This window comes from Pseudoalteromonas sp. Angola-7, assembly GCF_028599255.1.
In the GTDB taxonomy this organism is placed as follows: Bacteria; Pseudomonadota; Gammaproteobacteria; order Enterobacterales; family Alteromonadaceae; genus Pseudoalteromonas; species Pseudoalteromonas atlantica.
Window position 1 is genome coordinate 117,129 of record NZ_JAQREL010000004.1, and the last position, 24,715, is coordinate 141,843.

General features: G+C 41.1%; 23 protein-coding genes. 17 read left to right on the plus strand and 6 right to left on the minus strand.

Annotated features, from left to right (window positions below; all coding sequences use genetic code 11):
• Positions 1-26: 26 nt before the first annotated feature.
• Both PSH50_RS07605 and PSH50_RS07610 read right to left on the minus strand, forming a co-directional pair.
• A complete protein-coding gene (locus PSH50_RS07605) occupies positions 27-1,523 on the minus strand; it encodes a DUF3413 domain-containing protein (protein ID WP_273609464.1) in 1,497 nt (498 codons plus the stop codon).
• A gap of 5 nt (positions 1,524-1,528) precedes the next feature.
• On the minus strand, positions 1,529-1,741 hold the full coding sequence (locus tag PSH50_RS07610) for a DUF1414 domain-containing protein (protein WP_004588923.1): 213 nt from the start codon (positions 1,739-1,741) through the stop codon (positions 1,529-1,531).
• A gap of 62 nt (positions 1,742-1,803) precedes the next feature.
• Between PSH50_RS07610 and yejK the strand changes: the two genes are divergently transcribed.
• Positions 1,804-2,820: a nucleoid-associated protein YejK gene (gene yejK, locus PSH50_RS07615; protein ID WP_273609465.1), complete on the plus strand. Its 1,017-nt coding sequence runs from the start codon at positions 1,804-1,806 to the stop codon at positions 2,818-2,820.
• Positions 2,821-3,973: 1,153 nt separating this feature from the next.
• Here yejK and rne read toward each other — a convergent pair.
• The gene (gene rne / locus PSH50_RS07620; RefSeq protein WP_273609466.1) at positions 3,974-7,267 is read right to left on the minus strand and encodes a ribonuclease E; all 3,294 of its coding nucleotides are present in this window, start codon (positions 7,265-7,267) and stop codon (positions 3,974-3,976) included.
• 756 nt (positions 7,268-8,023) lie between these two features.
• Here rne and rluC point away from each other — a divergent pair.
• A complete protein-coding gene (rluC, locus tag PSH50_RS07625; RefSeq protein ID WP_273586470.1) occupies positions 8,024-8,983 on the plus strand; it encodes a 23S rRNA pseudouridine(955/2504/2580) synthase RluC in 960 nt (319 codons plus the stop codon).
• Entirely contained in the window at positions 8,983-9,642 is a 660-nt protein-coding gene (locus PSH50_RS07630) for an HAD-IA family hydrolase (RefSeq protein WP_273586471.1), read from the plus strand. Before rluC ends, PSH50_RS07630 begins: the two co-directional genes overlap by 1 nt.
• Here the strand turns inward: PSH50_RS07630 and PSH50_RS07635 are convergent.
• Complete coding sequence (locus PSH50_RS07635) at positions 9,639-10,232, minus strand: nucleoside triphosphate pyrophosphatase (protein ID WP_273586472.1); 594 nt, start codon at positions 10,230-10,232, stop codon at positions 9,639-9,641. The genes PSH50_RS07630 and PSH50_RS07635 overlap by 4 nt on opposite strands.
• Positions 10,233-10,363: 131 nt before the next feature.
• On the opposite strand from PSH50_RS07635, the gene yceD reads away from it, so the two are divergent.
• The 14 genes from yceD (at position 10,364) to PSH50_RS07705 (ending at position 22,594) form a co-directional block, all read left to right on the plus strand.
• Complete coding sequence (yceD, locus tag PSH50_RS07640; RefSeq protein WP_004587685.1) at positions 10,364-10,888, plus strand: 23S rRNA accumulation protein YceD; 525 nt, start codon at positions 10,364-10,366, stop codon at positions 10,886-10,888.
• Positions 10,889-10,898: 10 nt separating this feature from the next.
• On the plus strand, positions 10,899-11,069 hold the full coding sequence (gene rpmF, locus PSH50_RS07645; RefSeq protein ID WP_004587686.1) for a 50S ribosomal protein L32: 171 nt from the start codon (positions 10,899-10,901) through the stop codon (positions 11,067-11,069).
• An 11-nt stretch (positions 11,070-11,080) separates the two neighbouring features.
• Positions 11,081-12,118, plus strand: coding sequence for a phosphate acyltransferase PlsX (plsX, locus tag PSH50_RS07650; protein WP_096041887.1), 1,038 nt, complete (start codon positions 11,081-11,083; stop codon positions 12,116-12,118).
• 53 nt (positions 12,119-12,171) lie between these two features.
• A complete protein-coding gene (gene fabD, locus PSH50_RS07655) occupies positions 12,172-13,098 on the plus strand; it encodes an ACP S-malonyltransferase (protein ID WP_004587688.1) in 927 nt (308 codons plus the stop codon).
• 11 nt (positions 13,099-13,109) lie between these two features.
• A complete protein-coding gene (gene fabG / locus PSH50_RS07660) occupies positions 13,110-13,856 on the plus strand; it encodes a 3-oxoacyl-ACP reductase FabG (protein WP_004587689.1) in 747 nt (248 codons plus the stop codon).
• Positions 13,857-14,106: 250 nt separating this feature from the next.
• Entirely contained in the window at positions 14,107-14,343 is a 237-nt protein-coding gene (acpP, locus tag PSH50_RS07665) for an acyl carrier protein (protein WP_004587690.1), read from the plus strand.
• Between the two features lie 272 nt (positions 14,344-14,615).
• Complete coding sequence (gene fabF / locus PSH50_RS07670; RefSeq protein ID WP_004587691.1) at positions 14,616-15,854, plus strand: beta-ketoacyl-ACP synthase II; 1,239 nt, start codon at positions 14,616-14,618, stop codon at positions 15,852-15,854.
• A gap of 73 nt (positions 15,855-15,927) precedes the next feature.
• Positions 15,928-16,731, plus strand: a complete 804-nt coding sequence (gene pabC, locus PSH50_RS07675) for an aminodeoxychorismate lyase (protein WP_273586473.1) — start codon at positions 15,928-15,930, stop codon at positions 16,729-16,731.
• Positions 16,725-17,711, plus strand: coding sequence for an endolytic transglycosylase MltG (mltG, locus tag PSH50_RS07680; RefSeq protein WP_004587693.1), 987 nt, complete (start codon positions 16,725-16,727; stop codon positions 17,709-17,711). Before pabC ends, mltG begins: the two co-directional genes overlap by 7 nt.
• A gap of 7 nt (positions 17,712-17,718) precedes the next feature.
• Entirely contained in the window at positions 17,719-18,345 is a 627-nt protein-coding gene (gene tmk / locus PSH50_RS07685) for a dTMP kinase (protein ID WP_273586474.1), read from the plus strand.
• 1 nt (position 18,346) lies between these two features.
• Complete coding sequence (locus PSH50_RS07690; RefSeq protein WP_273586475.1) at positions 18,347-19,261, plus strand: DNA polymerase III subunit; 915 nt, start codon at positions 18,347-18,349, stop codon at positions 19,259-19,261.
• A gap of 11 nt (positions 19,262-19,272) precedes the next feature.
• A complete protein-coding gene (locus PSH50_RS07695) occupies positions 19,273-19,599 on the plus strand; it encodes a PilZ domain-containing protein (protein ID WP_004587696.1) in 327 nt (108 codons plus the stop codon).
• A 352-nt stretch (positions 19,600-19,951) separates the two neighbouring features.
• Positions 19,952-20,731, plus strand: a complete 780-nt coding sequence (locus PSH50_RS07700; RefSeq protein WP_273586476.1) for a TatD family hydrolase — start codon at positions 19,952-19,954, stop codon at positions 20,729-20,731.
• A 3-nt stretch (positions 20,732-20,734) separates the two neighbouring features.
• The gene (locus PSH50_RS07705; RefSeq protein ID WP_273586477.1) at positions 20,735-22,594 is read left to right on the plus strand and encodes an alkaline phosphatase D family protein; all 1,860 of its coding nucleotides are present in this window, start codon (positions 20,735-20,737) and stop codon (positions 22,592-22,594) included.
• A 160-nt stretch (positions 22,595-22,754) separates the two neighbouring features.
• On the opposite strand, the gene PSH50_RS07710 is transcribed toward PSH50_RS07705, so the two are convergent.
• On the minus strand, positions 22,755-24,062 hold the full coding sequence (locus PSH50_RS07710; protein WP_273609467.1) for an O-antigen ligase: 1,308 nt from the start codon (positions 24,060-24,062) through the stop codon (positions 22,755-22,757).
• A 94-nt stretch (positions 24,063-24,156) separates the two neighbouring features.
• Entirely contained in the window at positions 24,157-24,708 is a 552-nt protein-coding gene (locus PSH50_RS07715; protein WP_273609468.1) for a hypothetical protein, read from the minus strand.
• Between the last annotated feature and the right edge of the window lie 7 nt (positions 24,709-24,715).

Sequence of the window (24,715 nt, forward strand, 5' to 3'; positions counted from 1 at the left end):
ATAGCAAGCTAGGTTAAGGGATAGGGCTATTGTGCGTAGGTTTTTAGCTTTTTAATACTTTGTACTAAAAACGGGATATCGAGGCTTTGCTCAATAGAAAAACCTTCAGCGGCAGATATATTTTTATAGTTACCGTCTGAATCTATTAGCGTAATTCTATCTTTTTTGTAAGCAATAACTACGCCTTGTGAGTAATTAACGCCAGTGTCCGTTTTTTTCTTATACAGGTTTTCACCTAGCATGGTTTGTTTAACCACAGACTTACAGTTTAAGTATTGGCCTACACTGGTTGCAATAATATCACTGGGTTGAATAAGTCCATCTACCTTGGCTATTCGCTTATCTGAGCTGTATAACACCGATGATGTAACTACTTCCGAGCTATTATTAGCTAAGCTAAACGCAAAAATATGGGTGTCGTTACTGCGAGGAGACGGATTATCTTCACCTTTAATGATTTTAATGGCGCTGTTTGAATGCGCTTGATCGTTTATAAAGCTTAGCTTTTCAATTCCAGCAAGTTCTATGCTTCTGCGCTGACTTTGCCACGCGGGCAAGGTTTGCTCTGATAAAATAGCCATTTTATAAAAAGAAGGTAAGCCATACACTAAACTAAACAAGCTATCGCCATGGTGTGTTGGCTGTAAAAACTGATCAGTTTTATGTAGGTTTTTATGCTTGGCAACAAAGCGTTTTAACTGCTCGTTGGTATCAAATACAAAAATATCGACTTGCTGCGCAGTGTACTCTTCACATTTTTGCATTGGCGCAGGTATTTGGTAATTAATATTTTGGTTATTAATTCTTACATTGTGAGCTTGTTTATAGCTTTCAATGTCGAGCAAATCATTTTTTGCTAATAAGCTTTTAGCGGTCGTAGGGTACGACAGCGGTAAAACGTTATCTTGCTTCGTTATATCAAACTTTAAATTTGCATCTGCCCAAATGTGAATACTGTGGCTAAGTGCAAAACACAACACTAAAAACGAGCTGGCAAAACGGGCAAACTTAAGTTGTTTTAAACGCGCTAAGTGCTGCCATGTATAGTTACTTACAACTAATTGGAAGCCTAAAATGAGTAAAACAATCCCCCCGGCTAACAAGGTAGTAAGGGCAGGCGAGCTAGTTAGACGATGCCACAGTAAGGAAATGATTTCCGGTAGCGCAGAAGAGCTTAAATGGTAGCCCAAATTAACGTATACATACGCATCAAGCGTTAAAATAGACGCCCCAAGCGTAGCAATAACGGCAGCCATACCTCGAATATGTCGAGGGTAGGGAAACACTAAGCTTAAAGGAAATACCGTCAGCACAAATGCTAAAAAAGCGATAAAGCTCGTATGGCTTAACCACGTCACTAACATATAGGTAATACCCATAAAGCTAGTTGGCGGTGAATCTGCAAATAAAAAGCTTAGGCTAATAAAAAGCGCTAAACCAATATTTGCAAAAGTGAACCAGTGGCCCCAACTTAATAACTGACTCGCTTTAGACGAAAACTGATTGTGCTGCGATAAATTCATATAATTTATTTAACCGACTGAGCAAGTGCTTTTGCAAAGTTCTCAGTTACGGCTTGTCTTTTCCCTGCAGGTACATGCTCTTTTAGGATATGCGTGATAGAATTTCCTAAACACATAAGGCTTAAATCAACCGGCGCATTGTGTTGCGTTAGCACATCAATGAGCTGATCGACGATTTGTTCTACTTCTTCATTAGAGTATTTTGATAAGATTGGCATCAGTTGGTTCAATAAAAGAGTTATATTCTCGTATTTTAACACCAGAGGCGTGAAAAACAAAGATGACAACAGACGTTAAAAAATTAGTCGTTCATTATGTAGACAAAAAAGACGACGATACGCAAATTCACCTACGAAACGATGAAATGGTGATAAACGATAAAGTCGCTGTTTTTATCGAACAACTTCATCATGCATACAACTCAAAGCCAGGTAAAGGTTACTGTGCATTTAGTGGCGATAAAAACAGTGTTGTAGCCTCGGCAATGCAAAGCTATCGTAATGACGAGTTAGGCTTTTGGCACATGACCGAGCAGGCATCTACTGTTTTAAAAGAAGAGTTAGATAAATATGCCTTTAGCGAAACAGGCTACTTAGTATTTTGTCATTATCAGTATGTGGCTACTGATTACATGCTAATAGCTATGATCAATATTAAAGAGCACTACAGCATGACCTCTGAGCTTGATTTAGCAGCGTCGCGCCACTTAGATATATCGCGCATGCAACTAGCTGCACGTATCGATTTAACCGCGTGGGATACTCAAGCTGAGGACAATCGCTATATCTCTTTTATTAAAGGGCGAGCAGGTCGAAAAGTAGCAGACTTTTTCTTAGACTTTTTAGGTTGTGAAGAGGGCATAGACCCTAAACAGCAAAGCCAAGTGATGCTTAATGCCGTTGAAGACTATTTATCGGAGCAATCATTCGATAAATCAGAAAAAGACGAATTACGTAAGCAAGTATTTGATTACTGTAACGATTGTGTGACCACGGGTGAAGATGCAAGCGTTACTGAGCTCTCGGCTACGCTAACGAAAGGTGACGATAGTCCGTTTGATAACTTTTGCAAAGAGCAAAGCTACGATTTAGAAGAGTCTTTCCCGGTCGATAAAAAAACAGTGACCAGTATGGTTAAGTTTTCGGGTTTAGGGGGCGGTGTTAGTGTTAGTTTTGAGCGTAAACATTTAGGTGAGCGCGTAACTTACAATGAAGCGACCGATACACTGGTTATTAAAGGCATTCCACCAAACTTAAAAGATCAGTTACAGCGCTTTATGGAAAGTGAAAGTGAGTAAACTCATTTGATCTAGATAAAAGCTGATTTAAGAGCGCGATATTTATATCGCGCTTTTTTATTACCTTTAATTTAGTTTTATTAATGCTCTAAAGCGCAGCACCTCTAAATCTCTTCGAGGGTAAATCCTTTATTACAGGCTTTGCCCGTCACACCAACAAGTTGTGCGTCCACAAGTAAAAATAGCCACGATGCTAAATTTAGGCTGTAGTCGCAAAGCTTGCTTGCGCGAGAAGCAACGCAGCTGTTTATTATTTGCTAATAAAAATCTATTGCACAAAGAGAAGTGAATGAGAATAAAATGAGAAAACAACACCAATTTAAACAATTATTTTTTCATTCCTTCTCTAAAAGCGCAGCGTCTCATATCCTCTTTGTGAATATGCGTTTATTACGGGCTTTGCCCGTCACGCCAACAAGTTGTGCGTCTACAAGTTAATATTATTCACGGTGTTAAATTTCGGCTGGAGCTATAAAGCTTCCTTAGGCGAAAAGCAACGCTGCTATTTATTTTTGCAAATAAAAATCTATTGCACAAAGAGAAGTGAATGAGAAGAAAATGAGAACACAACACCAATTCAAACAATTATTTTTTCATTTTTTTAAAAGCGCAGCGTCTCTTATCCTCTTTGTGAATATGCGTTTATTACAGGCTTTGCCCGTCACGCCAACAAGTTGTGCGTCTACAAGTAAATATTATTCACGGTGTTAAAGTTCTGCTGGCTATTAAAACCACGTAAAGATCTATTGCACAAAGAGAAGTGAAAGAGGAGTAAATGAGAAAATACAGGCTATTGTTTATTAGCTCTTTCAAATTAGCTTGTTTAGCTTTATTACTCACTCTAAAAGCGCAGCGTCTCTTATCCTCTTTGTGAATATGTGTTTATTACGGGCTTTGCCCATCACGCCAACAAGCTTGAGTGTACAATTTTAAATTCACTGTATGAAATTTCGCCCGTAGGCGTGAAGCTTGCTCACGCGAGAATCAGCGTTTTGGTTTTTTTAATTTTTACTAATAAAAAAAATGAAGATCTATTGCACAAAGAGAAGTGAAAGAGGAGCAAATGAGAAAATACATTTCAGGACAAGACAGGTATTAAAACAAAAAAGCCGCGCTATTTTTACATAGCGCGGCTTTTAAATGAGGCTAAGGGTTACTCAGCGCTCATTGTTTTAGTCATGTCTGAACTAGCACGACCTGCAGGTTTAATTGACCCTGCGCGTAAGCCACTATCAGGAACTAACTCACGTTTATCGTGTGCCATGGCAACTGATGTATGCTTTACGTCGCTATCAGCAACTGGTGTCGGTTGAGCCATAGGTGCGCTTGCAGCCCCTTTGCTAATAACCGTTTTTGCATTGGCATCTTTTTGCTCAGCTACTTCAGTCTCTGCTTTAACAGGCTCAGGTTTCGCTGGTTGCTCAGCTACTTCAGGCTCTGCTTTAACAGGCTCAGGTTTCGCTGGTTGCTCAGCTACTTCAGGCTCTGCTTTAACAGGCTCAGGTTTCGCTGGTTGCTCAACTACTTCAGGCTCTGCTTTAACAGGTTCTGGTGTTGCTGGTTGCTCAGCTACTTCAGGCTCTGCTTTAACAGGCTCTGCTTTAACAGGCTCTGGTGTTGCTGGTTGTTCAGCTACTTCAGGCTCAGCTTTAACAGGCTCTGGTGTTGCTGGTTGCTCAGCTACTTCAGGTTCTGATTTCACAGGCTCAGATGCTGTTATTGGTTGCTCAGTAACGACAACTGGCTCTTCAGCTGTTTCAGGGTCAACAGTTTGTACTGCATCGTCATTGGCTGTTGGTTGCTCTGCTTTAGGGGCAGCTTCAACTTTAGCTAAGTCTTCTAAAGCTAACGCTTGCTCAACATTTTCTGATGCATCGTTTGAGGTTGGCTGTTCAGCTTTTGCTTTTAGCTCTGCCTCATATTCAGCGGCAGCTTGATCTGCTACTGGCACAAATGCCGGTGCTTCATCTGCTTTTTCTTCTGTAGCTTCACCTTGTTCAGGACGACGGCGACGCTGGCCCGAAGCGCGAAGGTGACGAGGAGAACGGCGTGAACGCGTACGTGTTTGCCCTTGCTCATCTTCAGAGTTTGCTTCGTCAGTTGACGCTGCAGCTACTGGCTTTTCTTCTTGCTCAGGTTGTGCCTTAGGCGCTTGCTCTTTCACAGGTGCAGGTTTTGTTTGCTCTGACTTTTGCTCATTTGCAGTTTGCTTTGCTGCTGGCGCTTGCTCTTTAGGCTGCTCTACTTTAGCTGTTTCAGTGCTTTGCTGCGGTTGCTCAGTCGTATCAGATGCTTTTACTTGCTCATTATTTTCATCTTGGATACGTACTTTTTTGCGAACATTACGACGTTGACGGCGAACTTTTGGCTTCTGCTCTTTAGGCTCAGTGCTTTGCTTAGCCTCAGTTTCATTCGCTTTTGCGTCTGTTTTAACTTGCTCTTTGTCGGCGGTACGACTGTCGTTATTACGGTTATCGTTACGCTTACGCGAGTTAGGATTACGACGGCGCTTATTGCGGTTCTCGTTTTTCTCTTGGCTTTCGTTCGCGGTAGATTCAGTTTTCACTTCTTCTTCAGCAGGACGTTCACCACGAGGTTTAGAGCGAGAGTTATTACGACGACGCTGGTTGTTATTGCGGCGACGGTTGTCACTGTTACCACGGCGATTGTTATTACGTGTTTGCTGTTGCTTTTCTTGCTCAGCTTTTTCTTTTGCTTGCTTTTCTTCTTCGCTTTCACCAGCAAATAACGACTTAAACCAATTACCAATAGCAGCCAATAGGCCACCTTCAACCTTAGGTACAGCAACAGGCGCTGCTGGTTTGTCTACTTTAGCTTGTGGCGCTGGCGTTGAAGGCATAACAACACCTTTAAGCATCGGCTCTTCACGAACAGGCGCAGCTGCTGGTTTAGCCATTTCGAACGATTCTGGCTCAGGTGCAACAACTTGCTCGTAACTTACTGTTTCTAGTGTTTCGTCTTTACGTAAACGCATCACTTCGTAGTGTGGTGTTTCCATGTGTTGATTAGGAATAATAACCACATCACATTTATGATGTTTTTCAATACGATGAACGCTTCTGCGCTGCTCGTTTAATAAATAAGCGGCAACCGCTACAGGCACTTGTGCATTTACTTGTGCTGTGTTGTCTTTAATTGCTTCTTCTTCAATTAAACGCAAAATAGACAAGGCGATAGACTCGTTAGAACGAATAGTACCTTGGCCACTACAACGCGGACATGGGCCTTGGCTTGCTTCACCTAGTGAAGGGCGCAAACGCTGGCGCGACATTTCAAGTAAACCAAAGCGCGAAATTTTACCAATTTGTACACGCGCACGATCTGGACGAGCGGCATCTTTTAAGCGGTTTTCTACTTCACGCTGATGGCGTGGCGGTGTCATATCGATAAAGTCGATAACAATTAAGCCACCTAAGTCGCGAAGACGTAATTGACGCGCAATTTCATCAGCTGCTTCTAAGTTAGTATTCAGTGCTGTTTCTTCGATATCTCCGCCTTTTGTTGCTTTAGACGAGTTGATATCAATAGAGGTAAGCGCTTCTGTTGGGTCAATTACAATTGAACCACCTGAAGGCAAACGTACTTCACGTTGGAACGCAGACTCAATTTGGCTTTCAATTTGGTAATGCGTAAACAATGGCGTGTCGCCTTGATAAAGCTTTACGCGGCTCATAAAGTCAGGGCGAAAACGCTCAATGTGCGCTTTAGCTTCTTCAAATACACGTGGTTTATCAATTAATATTTCACCAATATCACGACGTAAATAATCGCGAATAGCGCGGAAAATTACATTGCTTTCTTGGTGAATCAAAAACGGCGCTTTAGCACTGTCGGCTGCTTGTTGAATTGCATCCCAATGTACTAAAAGTGCTTTTAAATCGTAGTTTAATTCTTCAAACGATTTGCCAACACCTGCTGTGCGTACAATTAAGCCCATACCTTTAGGAAGTTCTAAACGGCTAAGTGCTTCTTTAAGGTCTGTACGCTCATCGCCTTCAATACGACGAGAAATACCGCCTGCACGAGGGTTGTTTGGCATTAGCACTAAGTAGCTACCCGCTACGCTGATAAAGGTAGTAAGTGCTGCGCCTTTTTGGCCGCGCTCTTCTTTATCAACTTGTACAATTACTTCTTGGCCTTCTTTAATCACGTCGCGAATATTTGGGCGTCCATGAAAAGTGTAACCTTGTGGGAAGTAAGTACGGGCAATTTCTTTTAAAGGAAGGAAACCATGACGATCGGCGCCGTAATCTACGAAAGCCGCTTCTAAAGAGGGTTCAATGCGTGTGATTTTGCCTTTATAAATATTGGCTTTTTTCTGTTCGTGACCTGGGCTTTCTATATCTAAATCATATAGGCGCTGGCCGTCAACCAGTGCTACGCGCATTTCTTCTTGCTGCGTTGCATTGATTAGCATACGTTTCATATTGTTACTCTACTTATTTTTTGTCGCTGACATGACGAAACGTGTTCGCCTGTTCAGTTGTTCCTTTTTTTAGAATGTGCAGCCTCACGACTGGGTCTGTAACGGAACGCTCTGTAATGTGTATGCAGTATTTTTTAAATGCTGGCTAACAATAACGTACGCTTACGTTATTAAATTCTTTATGGTGCTAAAACTGTCGGCTCTTACGCTCTTTACAAGTTTTACCCAGAAGTTGGCCTGTCATATCAATCTTTTTAGTACGTTTATGTTAGGCGCGTAGGGCTCGTTAAGTAACTTAAATACGATGAGTATTTTCTAAGTACTTGCGAGCAAAGTTCGCTGCCGAATGTTAATAAACGCTTATTTGCTAGATTTTTAGTTCTAAATAAGCTGCTATACGGTACTACGTGTGAGCAAATGCTGAACAACGTTTTTACGTCGTCACTATCAAACAAATTATTTGTTCATTGCTTTTATTTTTACATTAAATGTAAATTCATGTTCAAACTTAACCAGTAATATATTACGCGCATTACTGTTAGTTGATCGCACGTGTTAACTGAGTAGGCATAAAAGCTTTGGAAAACTTAACTCGGATCTGTATGATCGGCTACCCAGAATGTGCATCACGAATGTTTTAATGTGTTAAAAAGCACCGTTGTTATTTGCAAATACTAAATATTTGCGCTGCTGATTATCCCACTATTATAACCGTGTTAGCAACTAAATTATTTTACTTAAATCAGTGATTAGGCAATGTCAGAAAAAACCGGCTTACAAGTAACTTTTGTCACAATCAACGAAGACCATTTAGGTCAGCGTATTGATAACTTTCTTATTACCCATTTAAAAGGGGTGCCTAAAAGCGCTGTTTATAAAATTTTACGTAAAGGCGAGGTACGCGTTAATAAAAAGCGTATTAAACCAGTTTACAAATTACAGCTTGATGATGTAGTGCGTATTCCGCCAATTAAAGTAGCAGAGCGCGAAGAGTTTGTGCCTAAAAAGCTTGATAAAGTGAAGCAATTAGAAGACGCAATACTCTTTGAAGACAAATACCTTATTGTAATTAACAAGCCCTCGGGCATGGCCGTACATGGCGGCAGTGGTTTAAGCTACGGTTTAATAGAAGCACTACGCGTATTACGCCCAGATGAGCGCAGTTTAGAGCTAGTACACAGGCTTGATAGAGACACATCGGGGTGTTTATTAATTTCAAAGCGTCGCTCGGTACTTACCGCATTGCATGAGCAGCTGCGTGAAAAAACAATGGAAAAAAATTACTGGGCGTTGGTAACAGGGCAGTGGGATTCGTCGGTTAAAAATGTGACCGAAGGGCTGCGTAAAAACACCCTTAAGTCGGGCGAGCGCGTGGTGCGTGTAGACAATAACGAAGGTAAACCTTCACATACTCGCTTTAGAGTACTTGAGCGTTTTAACAAGTGCTCGTTAGTGCAAGCCTCACCTGTGACTGGGCGTACTCACCAAATTCGTGTACATACACAGTGTAAAGGCCACCCTATTGCATGCGATGATAAATACGGTGACCAAGGGTTTGATGTATCAATGCGCAAAATAGGCTTAAATCGCTTATTTTTACACGCCCACGATTTAAGCTTTTATCACCCTAAAAACGAAACTACCATGCGTGTAGAGGCACCGCTTGATAACGCACTTAAAAGTTGTATTTTAAAATTAAGAGATGCTAAAGCGTAATGACCACCGCTGTATTAAAAAAATATAAACTGGTTATTTTTGATTGGGATGGCACTGTAATGGACTCAATTAGCAAAATTGTTAATTGTATTCGTCACAGTGCGCTGGCGCTTAATATTGAGCCGCCGAGCGACACTGCAATTAAAAATATTATTGGTATGTCGCTTGAACTTGCTATTGAGGTGCTATTTCCTGACGAGGTAGCGCATCATCCCGCATTAGTTAACGGCTATAAACAGCAATACCGTGTTGATACGACTGCCACTCCTGTATTTGATAATGTAGAAAATGTACTAAGTGCGTTAAAAGCACAAGGGGTTATTTTAGCGATTGCCACCGGTAAAGGGCGTGCTGGTTTAATGCGTTTATTAGAGCAAACTCAGTTAGGGCATTATTTTAGTGCCACGCGCACAAGTGATGAAGCACGCTCTAAACCTTCTCCCGATATGCTTGAACAACTATTAGCTGAATTAGCAATAAATGCCGACGAAGCACTCATGATTGGGGATACCAAAATAGATATGGCCATGGCACAGGCAGCCAACATAGATAGAATTGGCGTTACCATGGGCGTACACAGTGCAGTGCAGTTAAGTGAGTTTAGCCCCATTGCAACCGTTGATAATTATCAGCAGCTGCAACGCATGCTACTTGGCTAAGGTTGAGCGGCGAGTATGTCGAGATTAAACTCAGCCAATAGCTGGCTGAGTTTAATAAGAGGCAAGCCTATTAAGCTATTAGGATCGTCTCCGTTTAATTTTTCAAATAAGCAAATCCCTAACCCCTCACTTTTAAAGCTCCCAGCACAGTTATAAGGCTGCTCTGCATCGCAGTAGGCTTCTATTTGCTCTTTGGTGAGTGTTCTAAATACTACTTCAAAAGGCTCTATTAACGTTTTTGCTTTATCGCTAGCAATATCGTAAACACACAGGCCAGTTAAAAACGTGACAGTTTGGCCGCTAAACAAAGAAAGCTGCTTTATGGCGTTTTCTTTATTATGAGGTTTACCAAGTATTTGCCCATCAAATACGGCTACTTGGTCGGAGCCGATTGCAAGGCCTTTAACAAAATGATCGCAAGCGGCACGCGCTTTACGCTCGCTTAGGCGCTTAACAAGTTGCTCAGGGGGTTCGTTTGGTATGGCGGTTTCGTCAATATCAGGCGAAAAAGTACTAAATGGCAGATTAAATTTTTGCAATAAAGACTGCCTGAATGGCGAGCTTGACGCTAATATAAGCGGGTGCATCATAAATTATTATCCTAATTAAAATTAGTTTGAGTTAGGATAAATCAGATCCGTAATGAAAACACGTGAAAAACCATGTAAAAATGCTTTTTTGCTTTGACTAACCAATTAACTATCTATATGATGCAGCCCCTATGCAAAAGGTAAAAATTCCCATCACTCTTCATCCTGGGAAAGCAGCGCAACACCGTTTAACTTACGATGGTATTGTACCGCTTGAAAAACTTGCTCGTTTACGAGGTGTTGTACAGGAAGAAGTAGGTGAAATAGCGGTAAAAATTCAGTGCAAAACCGATGAGCAAGGTTTAGTTGTGATTAGTGGCAATTTGTCTACACACGTAACTGTAACTTGTCAGCGTTGTAATGATGATTTAGGGTTGGATTTGGATCAAGACTTTATGTATTCGCCTGTTGGTTTGGATGCTGAGTCAGATGATCTTCCTGAAGTCTACGATGAAGTAGCACTTGATGAAAACGGTGAAATTAACGTGTTTGAGTTAATCGAAGACGAGCTAATTTTAGCAGTGCCATTAGTGCCTACACACAACGAAGCTTCGTGCAATTACTCATCAAAGCCTGCTAGCTTTGGTGTACTAAAGGCGGAAGATGATAAACCAAATCCATTTGATATTTTGAAACAACTTAAGAAAGATTCTTAGGAGAAGACTAATGGCTGTACAAAAAAGCAAAAAGTCTCGTGCAAGACGCGGCATGCGCCGTTCACACGATGCGATCAACGGTCCAACTTTAACAGTTGACCAAACTTCAGGTGAGACTCATCGTCGTCACCATGTAACTGCTGACGGTTACTACAAAGGCGTTCAAGTAATTTCTAACTAAGAGATTGCTTTATGCTGACTAATCTAACCATAGCGTTAGATATGATGGGGGGCGATTATGGCCCCCGTTCATCTATCCCCGCTGCCGTTTGCGCAGTAAATGCTCATGCCAATTTAACACTCATTTTATGTGGCAACGAGCAAGTAATTACTAAACAATTAGAATCCCTCGATTCACTTTCACACCCACGTTTAATTATTCGCCATTGCAGCGAAGTTGTCACTAATGCTTGCGAACCCGCTTTAGCTGTGCGTTCAAAAAAAGACTCCTCTATGCGTGTCGCCCTTGATTTAGTTAAATCGGGTGAAGCACAAGCCTGTGTAAGCTCGGGTAACACCGGCGCTTTATTTTTTATGGCTCATTACGTATTAAAAATGCTGCCTGGCGTTAAACGCCCCGCATTAATATCGGCCGTTCCTACAGAGCGAAAAAATCCAGTTTATCTGCTTGATTTAGGCGCTAATGTGCATTGTGATTCAGAAATACTTTATCAATTTGGTATTATGGGCTCGGTAGTAGCAGGCCAAGCTCTTGGCTGCGATAACCCTAAAGTGAGTTTACTTAATATTGGCTCTGAAGACATAAAAGGCCATGAAGGCATAAAGCAAGCAGCGCAGCTGATGCAGCAAAGCCCTTATATTAATTACACGGGTTACAGTGAAGGCAGTGATATTTTTTCGGGTAAAGCCGATGTCATTGTGTGTGAAGGGTTTGTCGGAAACGTCGCATTAAAAACCTGCGAAGGCATTGCTAAACTGATCATGAAAAAGTTTACAAGCGCCTTAGAAAAGCACTTAATTTACAAATGCATGGCGTTTATTTTAAGTCCTATCATAAAAAAACTCTATAATCGGGTGAACCCCGACCAGTATAACGGCGCTTCTCTGGTAGGATTGCGCGGTATTGTCGTTAAAAGCCATGGAAATGCATCAGCAAAAGCATTTCAAGCAGCAATCGATGAAGCGGTAAAAGAGGTTGAACGTCAACTTCCAGATAAAATAGCCGCTATTTTCGAAAAAACACATTCTAAAAACTCGGCGGCCGAATAACGTTTAGGTGCCGTAGTTACACTAAATTTTTGTTTAATTAAAAAGAGCAAAGTATGGCACAAAAAATTGCACTTCTATTTCCTGGTCAGGGCTCACAAAGCGTTGGCATGTTAAGCGAGCTACTAGAGAGCTCTGACATTGTAAAAGCAACCTTTAGCGAAGCGTCAAGCGCACTTGGCTACGATTTAGCAGCGCTTGTACTAAATGGCCCAGAAGAAGAACTTAATCAAACTCACCGCACTCAACCTGCTTTATTAACAGCAAGCGTGGCAATTTACCGCCACTGGTTAGCTGCAAACCCAGATGTGGATGTGGTTATGGCTGGTCACAGCTTAGGTGAATACTCTGCATTGGTATGTAGTGACGTTATTAGCCTAGGTGAAGCGGTAAAACTTGTTGAAAACCGTGGCTTATACATGCAAGAAGCTGTGCCTGCGGGCGTAGGCTCTATGGCTGCCATTATTGGTTTAGGCGATGAACAAATAAAAACAGCATGTGAAGAGTCTGCACAAGGCGAGGTTGTTTCACCTGTAAATTATAACTCACCAGGGCAAGTGGTTATTGCAGGGCATAAAGCTGCTGTTGATAGAGCTTCACAAGCGTGTAAAGATGCCGGCGCAAAACGTGCCTTACCATTGAGTGTAAGCGTGCCTTCACATTGTGAACTAATGAAACCTGCGGCTGAAAAACTTGCCAACGATTTAGCCGCTTTAACATTTAATACACCTAAGTGTGATGTAATTAATAATGTTGATGTAAAAGCACAAAGCTCGGCTGATGCAATTAAAGATGCATTGGTACGTCAACTATACAGCCCAGTTCGTTGGACAGAAACAGTACAGGCTTTAGTTGCTCAAGGCATTACGCAAAGCTACGAATTTGGCCCAGGTAAAGTATTAACTGGCCTTGCAAAACGAATTGATAAAGCAATGGTATGTGGCTCAGTAAATGACGCTGCTGCTATCGACGCTGCAAAATAAGAGAATATAAAATGACTAATTTATTTTCATTAGAGGGCAAAGTTGTCCTAATTACTGGCGCAAGCCGTGGTATTGGTAAAGCAATTGCAAACACTTTAGTAGCGCAAGGCGCAAAAGTAGCAGGTACTGCTACGAGTGAGTCAGGCGCGGCTAAAATTAGCGATTACTTAGGTGATAACGGTAAGGGTTATGCTTTAAACGTAACCGATCCTGCATCGATTGAGGCAACATTAGCGGCAATAAAAGCCGACTTAGGCGATGTTGACGTACTTGTAAATAACGCAGGTATTACCCGTGATAATTTATTAATGCGTATGAAAGACGGTGAGTGGGACGATATTATCGACACGAACTTAAGCTCTATTTTCCGTTTATCTAAAGCGGTATTACGCCCAATGATGAAGAAAAAGAACGGCCGTATTATTAATATTGGCTCAGTTGTGGGCACTATGGGTAATGCAGGTCAAGCTAACTACGCGGCAGCTAAAGCGGGTGTTATTGGCTTTTCTAAATCGCTTGCACGCGAAGTTGCATCACGCGGCATTACAGTAAATGTAGTAGCCCCTGGTTTTATTCAAACTGATATGACCGATGAGCTAACAGAAGATCAAAAAGCGGCCACCCTTGCTAATGTACCAGCAGGTCGATTAGGTCAGCCTGATGAAATAGCAGCGGCTGTGTGTTATTTAGCATCTGACGCGGCTGCGTATGTATCTGGCGAGACTTTGCATGTAAATGGCGCGATGTACATGGTTTAACGGCCATTGTTATAAGCAAATGCTAAAAATAACTTAAGTAAGTGACCTCAAAAACATTGAAATTTTTATGATCTTGCTTTAAACATACTTGAAATCGCTGTGAAAATAAGCGATAAAAGACAAAACAAACACTCAGAGGTTTGACCAGACAATTATTTATGGTCAAATCATTGAATCAGAGAATTATGCGGCGTAAACTACGCCGCAATCTGAAAATAACGCATTGGCGTTTTTAATAAAGGAAAGAAGAATGAGCGATATCCAAGAACGCGTAAAAAAAATTATCATCGAACAGCTAGGTGTTAAAGAAGAAGAAGTTAAAAACGAAGCTTCTTTCGTAGACGACCTAGGTGCAGATTCTCTTGATACTGTTGAACTAGTTATGGCTCTTGAAGAAGAGTTTGATACTGAGATCCCAGATGAAGAAGCTGAAAAGATCACTACAGTACAATCTGCAATCGATTACGTATCAGCTCACGCTGAGTAATTAATCGCATATTAAAGGCAGCATTCGCTGCCTTTAATCTATATATCCAAACCACCTCAAAGTTCATGATTCAAATTCACCCGCTTTTACTCTCTACTGCATTCATTTGTAATAGCACATCTTTAGTTGAATTTGAGACTCGCACTTTGAGGTCGCTTGGGTATGAATTCCCTTTGTAATGCCAATAGATTTAAACTTAGTGAGTTAAACGGCTTACTAAAATAATACTATTTTAATCAATTGGTTTAAATATCCCTTATTGGAGGCAAACCGTGGCTAAACGTCGAGTCGTCGTAACTGGCTTAGGAATGTTGACGCCGCTAGGTAATGATGTGCAATCTACCTGGCAAGGCTTATTAGATGGTAAAAGTGGTATACAAAATATAACCCACTTTGATACATCAAAATTTGGTACTAAATTCGCTGGACTCATAAATGACTTTGATGCAACTGCATACATGTCGGCGAAAGATACTAAAAAAATGGACTTATTTATTCAGTACGGCATTGCAGCGGGTGTTCAAGCCTTTCAAGACTCAGGCCTTGAAGTTACTGAACAAAACGCAACACGTATTGGTGTTGCTGTAGGCTCAGGCATTGGTGGATTGACCCTAATTGAAGAAAACCACATAAAGCTACTTAACAGTGGCCCACGTAAGCTTTCTCCATTTTATGTGCCATCAACCATTATTAATATGATCTCGGGCCATTTATCAATGATGCATGGTTTACGTGGTCCTAATATTTCTATTGTGACGGCGTGTACTACAGGCCTGCACAATATTGGCCATGCAGCGCGTATGATTGCTTACGGCGATGCCGATGCGATGGTTGCCGGTGGCGCAGAAAAAGCCTGTACACCTATTGGTATGGGTGGTTTTAATGCTGCACGTGCGCTTTCTACCCGTAACGACGACCCGCAAGCTGCGTCGCGTCCGTGGGACAAAGACCGCGATGGTTTTGTACTATCTGATGGTGCAGGTGTTGTTGTAGTAGAAGAGTATGAACACGCTAAAGCCCGTGGCGCTAAAATTTATGCTGAGCTTGTTGGCTTTGGTATGAGCGGTGATGCGTATCACATGACCTCGCCACCGGAAGATGGTGCAGGTGCGGCACTTGCTATGCAAAATGCATTAAACGATGCACAAGTAAATGCAGACCAAGTTGGTTACATTAACGCACACGGTACATCTACTAATGCAGGCGACAAAGCCGAAACGCAAGCTGTTAAAACTATTTTTGGCAGTGCAGCGCAAGATGTAATGGTAGGCTCGTCTAAATCGATGATGGGGCACCTATTAGGTGCAGCGGGTTCTGTAGAGTCTATTATTTCTATTTTATCGCTGGCCGATCAAAAAGTATCGCCCACCATTAACCTAGACAACCCAGATGAAGGCTGTGACTTAGATTACATAGCCCACACTGCACGTGATGCAAAACTCGATTTTGCACTGTGTAACTCATTTGGTTTTGGTGGGACTAATGGCTCGTTGCTATTTAAAAAGGTATAATCCTTTTTAACAACGAACCACATTATAAGAGCTCAGTTGTTTAACTGGGCTTTTTTTATGCAAGCCATTCAATATGCAAACAATAATAACAACCGATGATACTAGTGCGATTAATACACGCGATAGAGGCCTTAACTACGGTGATGGTTTTTTTACCACAGCCAAAGTAATTGCTGGTCAGGTAGAGCATTGGCAGTACCATAAAGCACGTTTGGTGGAATGCGCAGAACGCTTAGCGTTTCCTGCAATTAACTTTACTGAGCTTGAGCAACATATTGCAAAGGCGATTACTGGCTGCCAATTAAATGTGCTTAAAATAGTGATCACACGCGGAGAAGGTGGGCGAGGCTATGGATTGCCGCAACACACCCATTTAACCATTTTAATTACCGTGTTAGGGTTTCCCCAAAGCTACCCAGCATTAACTAAAACAGGGGTGAGTTTAGCCCTAAGCCCAATTAAATTAGCAGCCCAACCTTTATTAGCCGGTTTAAAAACACTTAACCGACTAGAACAAGTGCTGATTAAAAATGCCATGGCAAAACAGCAATGTGACGATGTTTTAGTACTCGATCATCAAAACAATGTGATTGAAGCTTCGGCAGCTAATATTTTTGCTATTAGTGATAATAATGTATATACGCCAAGCCTTGAGCAATGCGGTATTAAAGGGGTTTATCTGCAATCGTTATGTGATAAATTAGCGGTTGAATTTAAGCAAGTAAGCCTAAATGAATTAACCCAAGCTAGTGCTGTATTTATTTGTAATAGCTTAATGGGCGCTGTGCCCGTTAATCGTATAGAACAACATACATTTAATGTTGAGCAAAGCATGTGTTTATTAAATGAATTAATAGCCAAGGAGGCTAAGTGTTAAAAGTTATTTTATCGGTATTATTGTTAGCTTTAGTTACAACGCTAGTAGGGTATCAGCAATTACAAGCAACAATAACTAGCCCGCTAAATATAACAACGCCTACCCAGTTTGAAGTTAAAAAAGGCATGGGCTTTAACCAGCTATGTAAACAATGGCAAGCTAATAATTGGTTAAAAAGCTGCTGGCGTTATCAAGTAATTGCAAAGCTTGACCCAACACTAACCGACTTAAAAGCCGGCTTGTACGAGCTAACGAATACAAGCGTTATTAATAATATAAAAAAAATAAACAACGGTGAGCAAATCAGTTTTAGCTTTACTATTATCGAAGGGCAAAACTTACGCGAAGTGATAGCAGCCATTAGTAGTGCGCCGCATTTAACTAATAACTTAAATACAGAGCAACTGGCGCAGCAAATAGTAGGTGAAAAAGGCCATTTAGAAGGGTGGCTGTTTCCAGATACGTATCATTATCACAGCGGTGATACTGCCAGTAGTTTATTAAAACGTGCGGCCGTTAAAATGCAGCAAACACTTGAGCAAGCATGGCCACAACGTGCAGAAAACCTACCGTATAAAAACGCATATGATGCACTGATCATGGCCTCTATTATCGAAAAAGAAACAGGCCTTGCCAGTGAGCGCCCGTTAATAGCCGCCGTTTTTATAAATAGATTAAACGCAAATATGCGCCTACAAACCGATCCCACCGTAATATATGGCCTAGGAGAGAGTTTTGACGGTGACATTAAACGAAAAGATTTACGCGATTACACTCCCTATAATACGTATCGCATTAAAGGGCTGCCGCCAACACCCATTGCCATGCCCTCAAAAGCGGCTATTTTAGCAGCGCTTAATCCGCCTAAAACACAGTATGTTTATTTTGTGGCGAAGGGCGATGGCAGTCACCAATTTTCAACCACGTTAAAGCAACACAACGCGGCAGTTAAAACGTATATATTAAATAAAACGAATTAAACTTTATATGAAACCAAAATTTATTGTTATTGAAGGCCTTGAAGGCGCAGGTAAATCAACGGCTATTTCGTTATGCCAAGACTTTTTAAATAAGAAACAAATAGACTTTATTAACGTACGCGAGCCCGGTGGGACACCGCTTGCCGAGTCTTTACGTACTTTAGTAAAAGCCGAGCATGAAGAAGGCATAGCTTTTGAAACCGAACTACTTATTATGTACGCAGCTCGCTCGCAGCTTATGCATAATGTAATTAACCCGGCGCTTGATAAAGGGCAGTGGGTATTAGCAGATCGCCACGATTTATCATCTCAAGCGTATCAAGGTGGTGGGCGCGGCATTAGCGCTAATACGTTATCGTCTTTGTCGTCTATGGTATTAAAAGGGTTAAAACCTGATTTAACCATTTACCTAGATATAGACCCCGTAATAGGCCTTGAGCGTGCTAAAGGCCGTGGAGAGCTTGATAGAATTGAGCAAGAAGCCATTGAGTTTTTTCAGCGCACGCGCATGCGTTATGTTGAGCTGGCAAATGACGATAGCTCAATTAAAACCGTAGATGCCAACCAAAGTATTGATAAAGTACACCGCGATATAACCAATGTACTACGCACCTTTTTTGAAGGGTTAAAATAACATGGCATTGCCATGGCTTAATAACGTAGAGCAACAGCTTGCGCAAAGTTATAAAGCGCAGCGTTTTCATCATGCGCAGTTGTTATGCGGGCCAAAAGGCGTTGGTAAGTTTGAGCTCAGCGAGCAATTAGCTAATAGCTTATTATGTCAAAATATTAATACCCACATGCAAAACGAAGGTAGCAAGTTAGCCCCGTGCGGGCAGTGCAAAAGTTGCTCATTAACACTTGCGGGTAACCACCCTGATAAACGGGTAACGCAAGTTGAAGGGCAAAGCATTGGTGTTGACGATATTCGTGGGATAAGCGATTTTATGAACCACTCTGCTGCGCAAAATGGCAATAAAGTGGCCATTATTGAAAACTGCGAAAAAATGACCACGGCAGCAGCAAACGCGTTATTAAAAACCTTAGAAGAGCCCAGCAATAGCCGCTTTTTAATTTTAACCACAAGCCACACTGCGCAGTTACCTGCCACCATTCTAAGCCGCTGTGCCAAAACAGACATAAAAGTCGCAAACCCAGAAGCGGCTAAAACCTGGTTAGCCGATTTAAATATTAGTGACTATGTGTGGCTGCCTTTATTTTATACGCAACCACTTTTAATTAAACAGTGGCAAGCGCAAGAGCAGCTGCAACACATTGATACTTTATATAAATTTGCAACTGAGTTTAAACAAAGCCATAATTTTAGTCCGCTTGTAAATATTATAAACAAACAACCTGAGCTAATACGCATTTTTACATTATTTTTAAGCGAGCAATTAAAACAGCAGCTTATAATGGGTTTAAGTTTTGACGCCTACCAGAGTGCTCAGCAAGCGTTGAATGAATTTTTACAAAATAGCACAGAGGTACTCGGGCTTAATTTACCTCTAGCAGTGTCGCGTTTAGCGCATGCCCTGCGTAACATTTAATAGGAATACATATGCAAGAGCTTTTAGTTGATGTAGATAACCTTGACGAACTTTATCGCTGCTACATGCCTTATTTAAAAAAGGGCGGCCTATTTGTACGTACCAATATGCGTTACGAAATCGGCTACTCTTTAGCGCTTAGAGTGACTTTACCTGATGCGCTAGAAGATGACGTGGTAACGGGTAAAGTTGCGTGGATAACACCACAAGGCGCACAAAGCTCTAACCCACCAGGTATAGGCATTAGCTTTTTAGATGATAAAACAAATTTAAACGCTAAAATCGAAAAGCTATTAGGCACTATGTTAAACTCTGGTAATCCTACATATACCATGTAGTTTTAAACGCATTTGCTTAATAGTGATATGCATAAAGCAGCTGGTTAGCGAGCGCTTAGCTCTCGTTAACTTGCAATACTAACTTGCTTATTCCAACTCGTTTAATACCCATTCGCTTACTTAAGTGATTTACTTTAAGGCTGGAAAAACGTGTTGATAGCTAGGTAAAAAATTCGCTATTTAGTTATGCTCGGCAATTGCTCTGCATTCATGCAGTCGTAAATGAAAATTTTTTATCGCAGGCAGCGACACGTTTAGCTTCGCAAAATGATTAGGTATTATTGCAAATTGGTATAACTAAGTATTTTGCAGGTTAGTATAATTTAACACCCAAAACCATACAGGCCGTATAGTGATTGTAGATTCTCATTGCCATTTAGATCGTCTTGATTTTGACAAACTAGATTTAAACCTAGATCAAGTACTCGACAACGCTCGTGCAAAGCAAGTAGAGCACTTTTTATGTGTAAGTGTAACGCTTGATCAATTCCCAAGCATGCTTGAAAAAATTAAACACTACGACGATGTATCGGCATCGTGTGGCGTGCATCCGCTTGATCAAAAAGATGCCCTTAATAAACAGCAACTCATTGATTTAGCATCGCATGAAAAAGTAGTCGCGATTGGCGAAACAGGCCTAGATTACTATTATTCGAAAGACACGCACGCAGTACAACAAGCCAGTTTTGTTGGCCATATTGAAGTGGCAAACGAACTACAAAAGCCACTGATTATTCATACCCGTGATGCCAGAGCCGATACCATTAACTTAATGCGTGAGCATAAAGCAGAAAACTGCGGTGGCGTACTGCATTGTTTTACCGAAGATTGGGATATGGCTAAAAAAGCGATTGATATGGGGTTTTATATCTCTATTTCTGGCATTGTTACCTTTAAAAATGCCGTAGAGCTTAAGGAAGTTGTAAAACAAATCCCACTCGATAGATTACTCATCGAAACAGACTCGCCTTATTTAGCACCTGTGCCGTACCGTGGAAAAACAAATCAGCCTGCGTATGTAGAAGATGTTGCCTACTATATTAGTGAGCTTAAAGGCATAAGCTTTAACGAGCTTGCAAAAGCAACGACTGATAACTTTTTTTCACTTTTTAAATTAGCAGCGAAAGGCTAACACATGACTATTCAATCGGCGCAACTCCCACTTTTATTAATGGGGCCTATGGTGCGCCGAGCTGAGCAAAGTGGTATATGTATACAGTTTGCTACTTCACGCCCTGGCAATTGCCAAATCACACTTGAAAACCAACAAAGCTACAGCGAGCAGCAAAGCATTGCATTAGGTAAATACCTTTACCTGCACTTTATAATTATAAAACCCGTTGATAGCCAGTTTCCGCTCGACACGTTATTAGCGTATACCCTGTATATTAACGAGCAACAAATTGACTTAACTCCTTGGTGCTTTGAAGGGCAAACGGCGCCTTCGTTTGCAATTGCCAACAAGCTTACGCATATTTTACATGGCTCGTGTCGCAACGCCCATCACCCCGCAAAAGACAGCTTAGTATCAGCAAGTGAATGGCAAAACACACAGCGCAGTAATAAACTGCAGGGCGCACAGCTTTTACTGCTTAGCGGAGACCAAGTTTACGCCGATGATGTTGCCGGTCCTATGCTACTGGCTATTCATCAGCTAATAGATGTATTAGGACTTTATAAAGAGCAACCGCTTGAGCTCAATTTACCAGCAGATATAAATGAGCAGCTTTTTAACCGCCATCATTACTTACCTAAAACGCCATGGCAAAAACGTTCAAAATTGGGCGTTGGGTACTGGCTAAAAAAAGACGAGCCTCATTTTTCTAGCGTAAAAGCGCATAATCATTTAATTCACTTTGAAGAATTTATAGCGCTGTATTTACTTAACTTTAGTGCCGCCGCGTGGCAATGCGTTGATATTAAAAATTGCCATTACACACAAGGTAATGAAAAAAATAACACCATTTTTAACGCCGAAAAAAAGGCGTTAATTGACTATGCAAAAGGCTTAAATCGCGTAGAGCGTTTATTTGCTAATGTATCTACCTTGATGATGTTTGACGATCACGATGTTACCGATGATTGGAACCTAACAGCAGGGTGGGAGCAAGCTATAAATCAAAACCCAAGTAGTAAACGTATCATTAATAATGGGCTAATAAGCTATTGGCTATTTCAAGGGCTCGGTAACGACGCGCTACATAAAACCGGTGCGCTTATAGATGAGTTTAAACAAAGTCGTAGCGCCAACAATAGTTGGCAGTTTAAAGCCTTTGATAAGCCTCTGAACGAATTTAACTATTGGCATTATGAGCTTACCACCACACCTAAAGTAGTTGTGCTTGATACCCGTACACACCGCTGGCGTAACGAAAGTAACTTTAATGAACCCTCAGGCTTACTTGATTGGGAGCGCTTAACAGAGCTTGAAGAAAGCCTGCTGAGCCACAGCAAAGTAATTATTGTATCGCCAGCGCCAGTGTTTGGTGTTAAATCAATAGAAGCAATACAGGCGGCGTTTAATATGTGCGGCCAGCCGCTTATGGTTGATGTAGAAAACTGGATGGCACACGAAGGCTCGGCCAAAAAACTGCTTGATACCTTTAGGCGTACAGACACACCTAACGAAACGCTTATTTTATCGGGCGATGTACATTATTCTTTTTGTTTTTCGGTGCAAAAACGCTTTGGCGATCACCCAAACCGCATATGGCAGCTCACCGCCAGTGGTATTAAAAACGAATTTCCGCGTAAGCTTATTAATGTACTCGATAAGCTCGACTCAATATTATACGGCCCCAAAAGCCCGCTTAACTTTTTCACCAAACGCTGGCACATGGAAGTGGATAAACACCAAACCAAAGGTGAAGGCCAAAAGTACCTAGTAAGCGACTCCGCCATTAGTTTAATTACGCTTGAGCAAGGAGATTTGGCGCGTTATCAACTAATCCACGGCGACGGCCACACCACCGAGTTTGATTTAGAAGAGCAGTAAAGCCGCGAAAAATTTGTTGAGTGAATTAAAAACCTTAATTGCACAAAGAGAAGCGAATGAGGAGTAAATGAGAAGACATAACCAATCCTGGCATTTTATTTATCACTACTCTAAAGCGCAGCGTCTCTAAACCTCTTTGTGCAAATATTTTTAAAAATAGCTATTTAAAATCACGCCCTCGCTTAACAACTATTTTATTACTTAAAATCGTCAAACATAAAATAACCATAAACAACATTGAGTTAGCGCCTGCTTGGAGCGAGTAATCTACCGAAGAATGCAACAGCATATCTACAATAGCGATAGCACAGCCAAAAGCCACGCCCTGAAATAACGCTGTTTTGCGTTTTCGCATGGTTTGAATACATAACCATAAGCAATATAAAATAAGCGCCCCTAAAGCTGATGTTACGGGAATGCCTAGCTCTACAGCAAATTGAATATAGTCGTTATGAGCATTATCGTAATAGCCAGAGTACGGCTCAGATTGATACGCAGGGAAGGCTGTATAAAACGTACCGCCACCTGAACCCAATAAAGGCTTGTCGAGTATTAACGGGATTGAATCACGAACTACTTCATCACGTGTTTCAGATTGAATACTGGTTTCGCTTATACGTTGCTTTACTTTTTCTACATCAAATATTGCACCAATAATGATCAAATCAATTATAAAAAAACTAATAATAAGTAACTTAAACGCTTTAGGTTTTTTATTGTAAACAAACAAAGCCAACAAGCTAACAGCCATCAGTGCTATAAAAAAGGCTGAATTACCCATTCGACTGCGCGTTAAAATTAGCGCAATAATTATAATAATTAACGATATACGCAAAATTATTTTTGAGCTTAATAGTATTTCTGTCCAGGCGCGCAAAGTTTGTTTAAATGTAAGGTCACTTGCATGATTACCTCGCTTTAATTCACTCACTAATACACCAATACCCAAACATAAACATAGCGCTAAATAGTTAGCTAAAAAGTTAGAGTAAGTAAACGTACCTATGGCGCGTTGCGTGTGCCTATATCCAAAAATAGGGCTAAGCATGTCAGGCGAAAGATTTAGGTAAGTTGCATACAAAGCCTGAAAAACACCCGCTGCAATAATGGTATAAATAAGCTTTTTTATACGCTCACTATTATTGCAATAAATAAATATAAGCCAACAAAAGCAAACCATAAAGCTCGTTTTCAACAGCATTTGTTTTGTTTGAAAGGGGTCTAAACTCACAGTGTAAAATTGCAAAATACACACAGCACACACTAACAACAAAGCTAAAAAAATAGGGTGTGAATAACGAGGAGGGTACAGGTTATGGTTATTAACAGCGCTATTAACCAAGTGCACAGCAAAGGTAATACAAATTAAAATACCCATTGCCATAATAGCCCAAGGGCGGTAGCTACCTAAAGGAAGTGGCAGCAAAAAAACAATTGCACACAGCAAAAAAAATATAAAACGGTTCACAGTTTTCTCAAAAAACGAGCTAAAGATTAAATAAGGTATGTTTAAAGTAAAAACGCAGCCAATAGGCTGCGTTTTTATTTTTAAATAAATATTATTAGTTACCGACTTCCGAAATACCAGCGTCACCACCAGTACCACCAGCACCCTGAGGAACGGTTGTTGTTGGCAAGGTTACAATTACAGGGCCAGTTGGTGCAGTAGGCTCTGTAGGACCCGCAGCTGTTGCTTCTGATGCAATGGTTGCATCAACGCCAGCAGTAATAGCGGCTAATGTTACTGCATCACTATCAACGCCTGCTGTTACTAGTGCAGCTAAAAAGTCAGATATAAACGGGCTATCGGCCCCAATAGCCGCAATAACAGCATTCATAATTATATCAAGCTGCTCAGCAGAACATGTGCCATTAGCAATAGGAGAGTCTAAATCAATAGGGCCGGTATTTTGGCAAAGTTGCTCAATGGCAACTACTAATTCTTGTTGCAACTCTTCTGAAGGGGTATCAGCAGTCGCATTGGTCAAAATATTTATTAAGGTGTCTAACTGCTCTGTTTGAACTACCACATCGTTATCTGTTTGAGCATAAACAGGGAAAGTCGCAAAGCTTGAGGCGCCAACAATCAAGCCAGAAAAAATAAGTGATTTCATCTTGTGT

Bases quoted from the DNA above. Each gene is read 5' to 3' on its own strand.
- rpmF (WP_004587686.1), top strand. From the start codon at position 10,899: ATGGCTGTACAAAAAAGCAAAAAGTCTCGTGCAAGACGCGGCATGCGC.
- fabD (WP_004587688.1), top strand. From the start codon at position 12,172: ATGGCACAAAAAATTGCACTTCTATTTCCTGGTCAGGGCTCACAAAGC.
- plsX (WP_096041887.1), top strand. From the start codon at position 11,081: ATGCTGACTAATCTAACCATAGCGTTAGATATGATGGGGGGCGATTAT.
- tmk (WP_273586474.1), top strand. From the start codon at position 17,719: ATGAAACCAAAATTTATTGTTATTGAAGGCCTTGAAGGCGCAGGTAAA.
- pabC (WP_273586473.1), top strand. From the start codon at position 15,928: ATGCAAACAATAATAACAACCGATGATACTAGTGCGATTAATACACGC.
- yceD (WP_004587685.1), top strand. From the start codon at position 10,364: ATGCAAAAGGTAAAAATTCCCATCACTCTTCATCCTGGGAAAGCAGCG.
- rne (WP_273609466.1), bottom strand. From the start codon at position 7,267: ATGAAACGTATGCTAATCAATGCAACGCAGCAAGAAGAAATGCGCGTA.
- yejK (WP_273609465.1), top strand. From the start codon at position 1,804: ATGACAACAGACGTTAAAAAATTAGTCGTTCATTATGTAGACAAAAAA.
- PSH50_RS07705 (WP_273586477.1), top strand. From the start codon at position 20,735: ATGACTATTCAATCGGCGCAACTCCCACTTTTATTAATGGGGCCTATG.
- PSH50_RS07695 (WP_004587696.1), top strand. From the start codon at position 19,273: ATGCAAGAGCTTTTAGTTGATGTAGATAACCTTGACGAACTTTATCGC.
- fabG (WP_004587689.1), top strand. From the start codon at position 13,110: ATGACTAATTTATTTTCATTAGAGGGCAAAGTTGTCCTAATTACTGGC.
- acpP (WP_004587690.1), top strand. From the start codon at position 14,107: ATGAGCGATATCCAAGAACGCGTAAAAAAAATTATCATCGAACAGCTA.
- PSH50_RS07605 (WP_273609464.1), bottom strand. From the start codon at position 1,523: ATGAATTTATCGCAGCACAATCAGTTTTCGTCTAAAGCGAGTCAGTTA.
- rluC (WP_273586470.1), top strand. From the start codon at position 8,024: ATGTCAGAAAAAACCGGCTTACAAGTAACTTTTGTCACAATCAACGAA.
- PSH50_RS07635 (WP_273586472.1), bottom strand. From the start codon at position 10,232: ATGATGCACCCGCTTATATTAGCGTCAAGCTCGCCATTCAGGCAGTCT.
- PSH50_RS07715 (WP_273609468.1), bottom strand. From the start codon at position 24,708: ATGAAATCACTTATTTTTTCTGGCTTGATTGTTGGCGCCTCAAGCTTT.
- PSH50_RS07610 (WP_004588923.1), bottom strand. From the start codon at position 1,741: ATGCCAATCTTATCAAAATACTCTAATGAAGAAGTAGAACAAATCGTC.
- PSH50_RS07690 (WP_273586475.1), top strand. From the start codon at position 18,347: ATGGCATTGCCATGGCTTAATAACGTAGAGCAACAGCTTGCGCAAAGT.
- PSH50_RS07630 (WP_273586471.1), top strand. From the start codon at position 8,983: ATGACCACCGCTGTATTAAAAAAATATAAACTGGTTATTTTTGATTGG.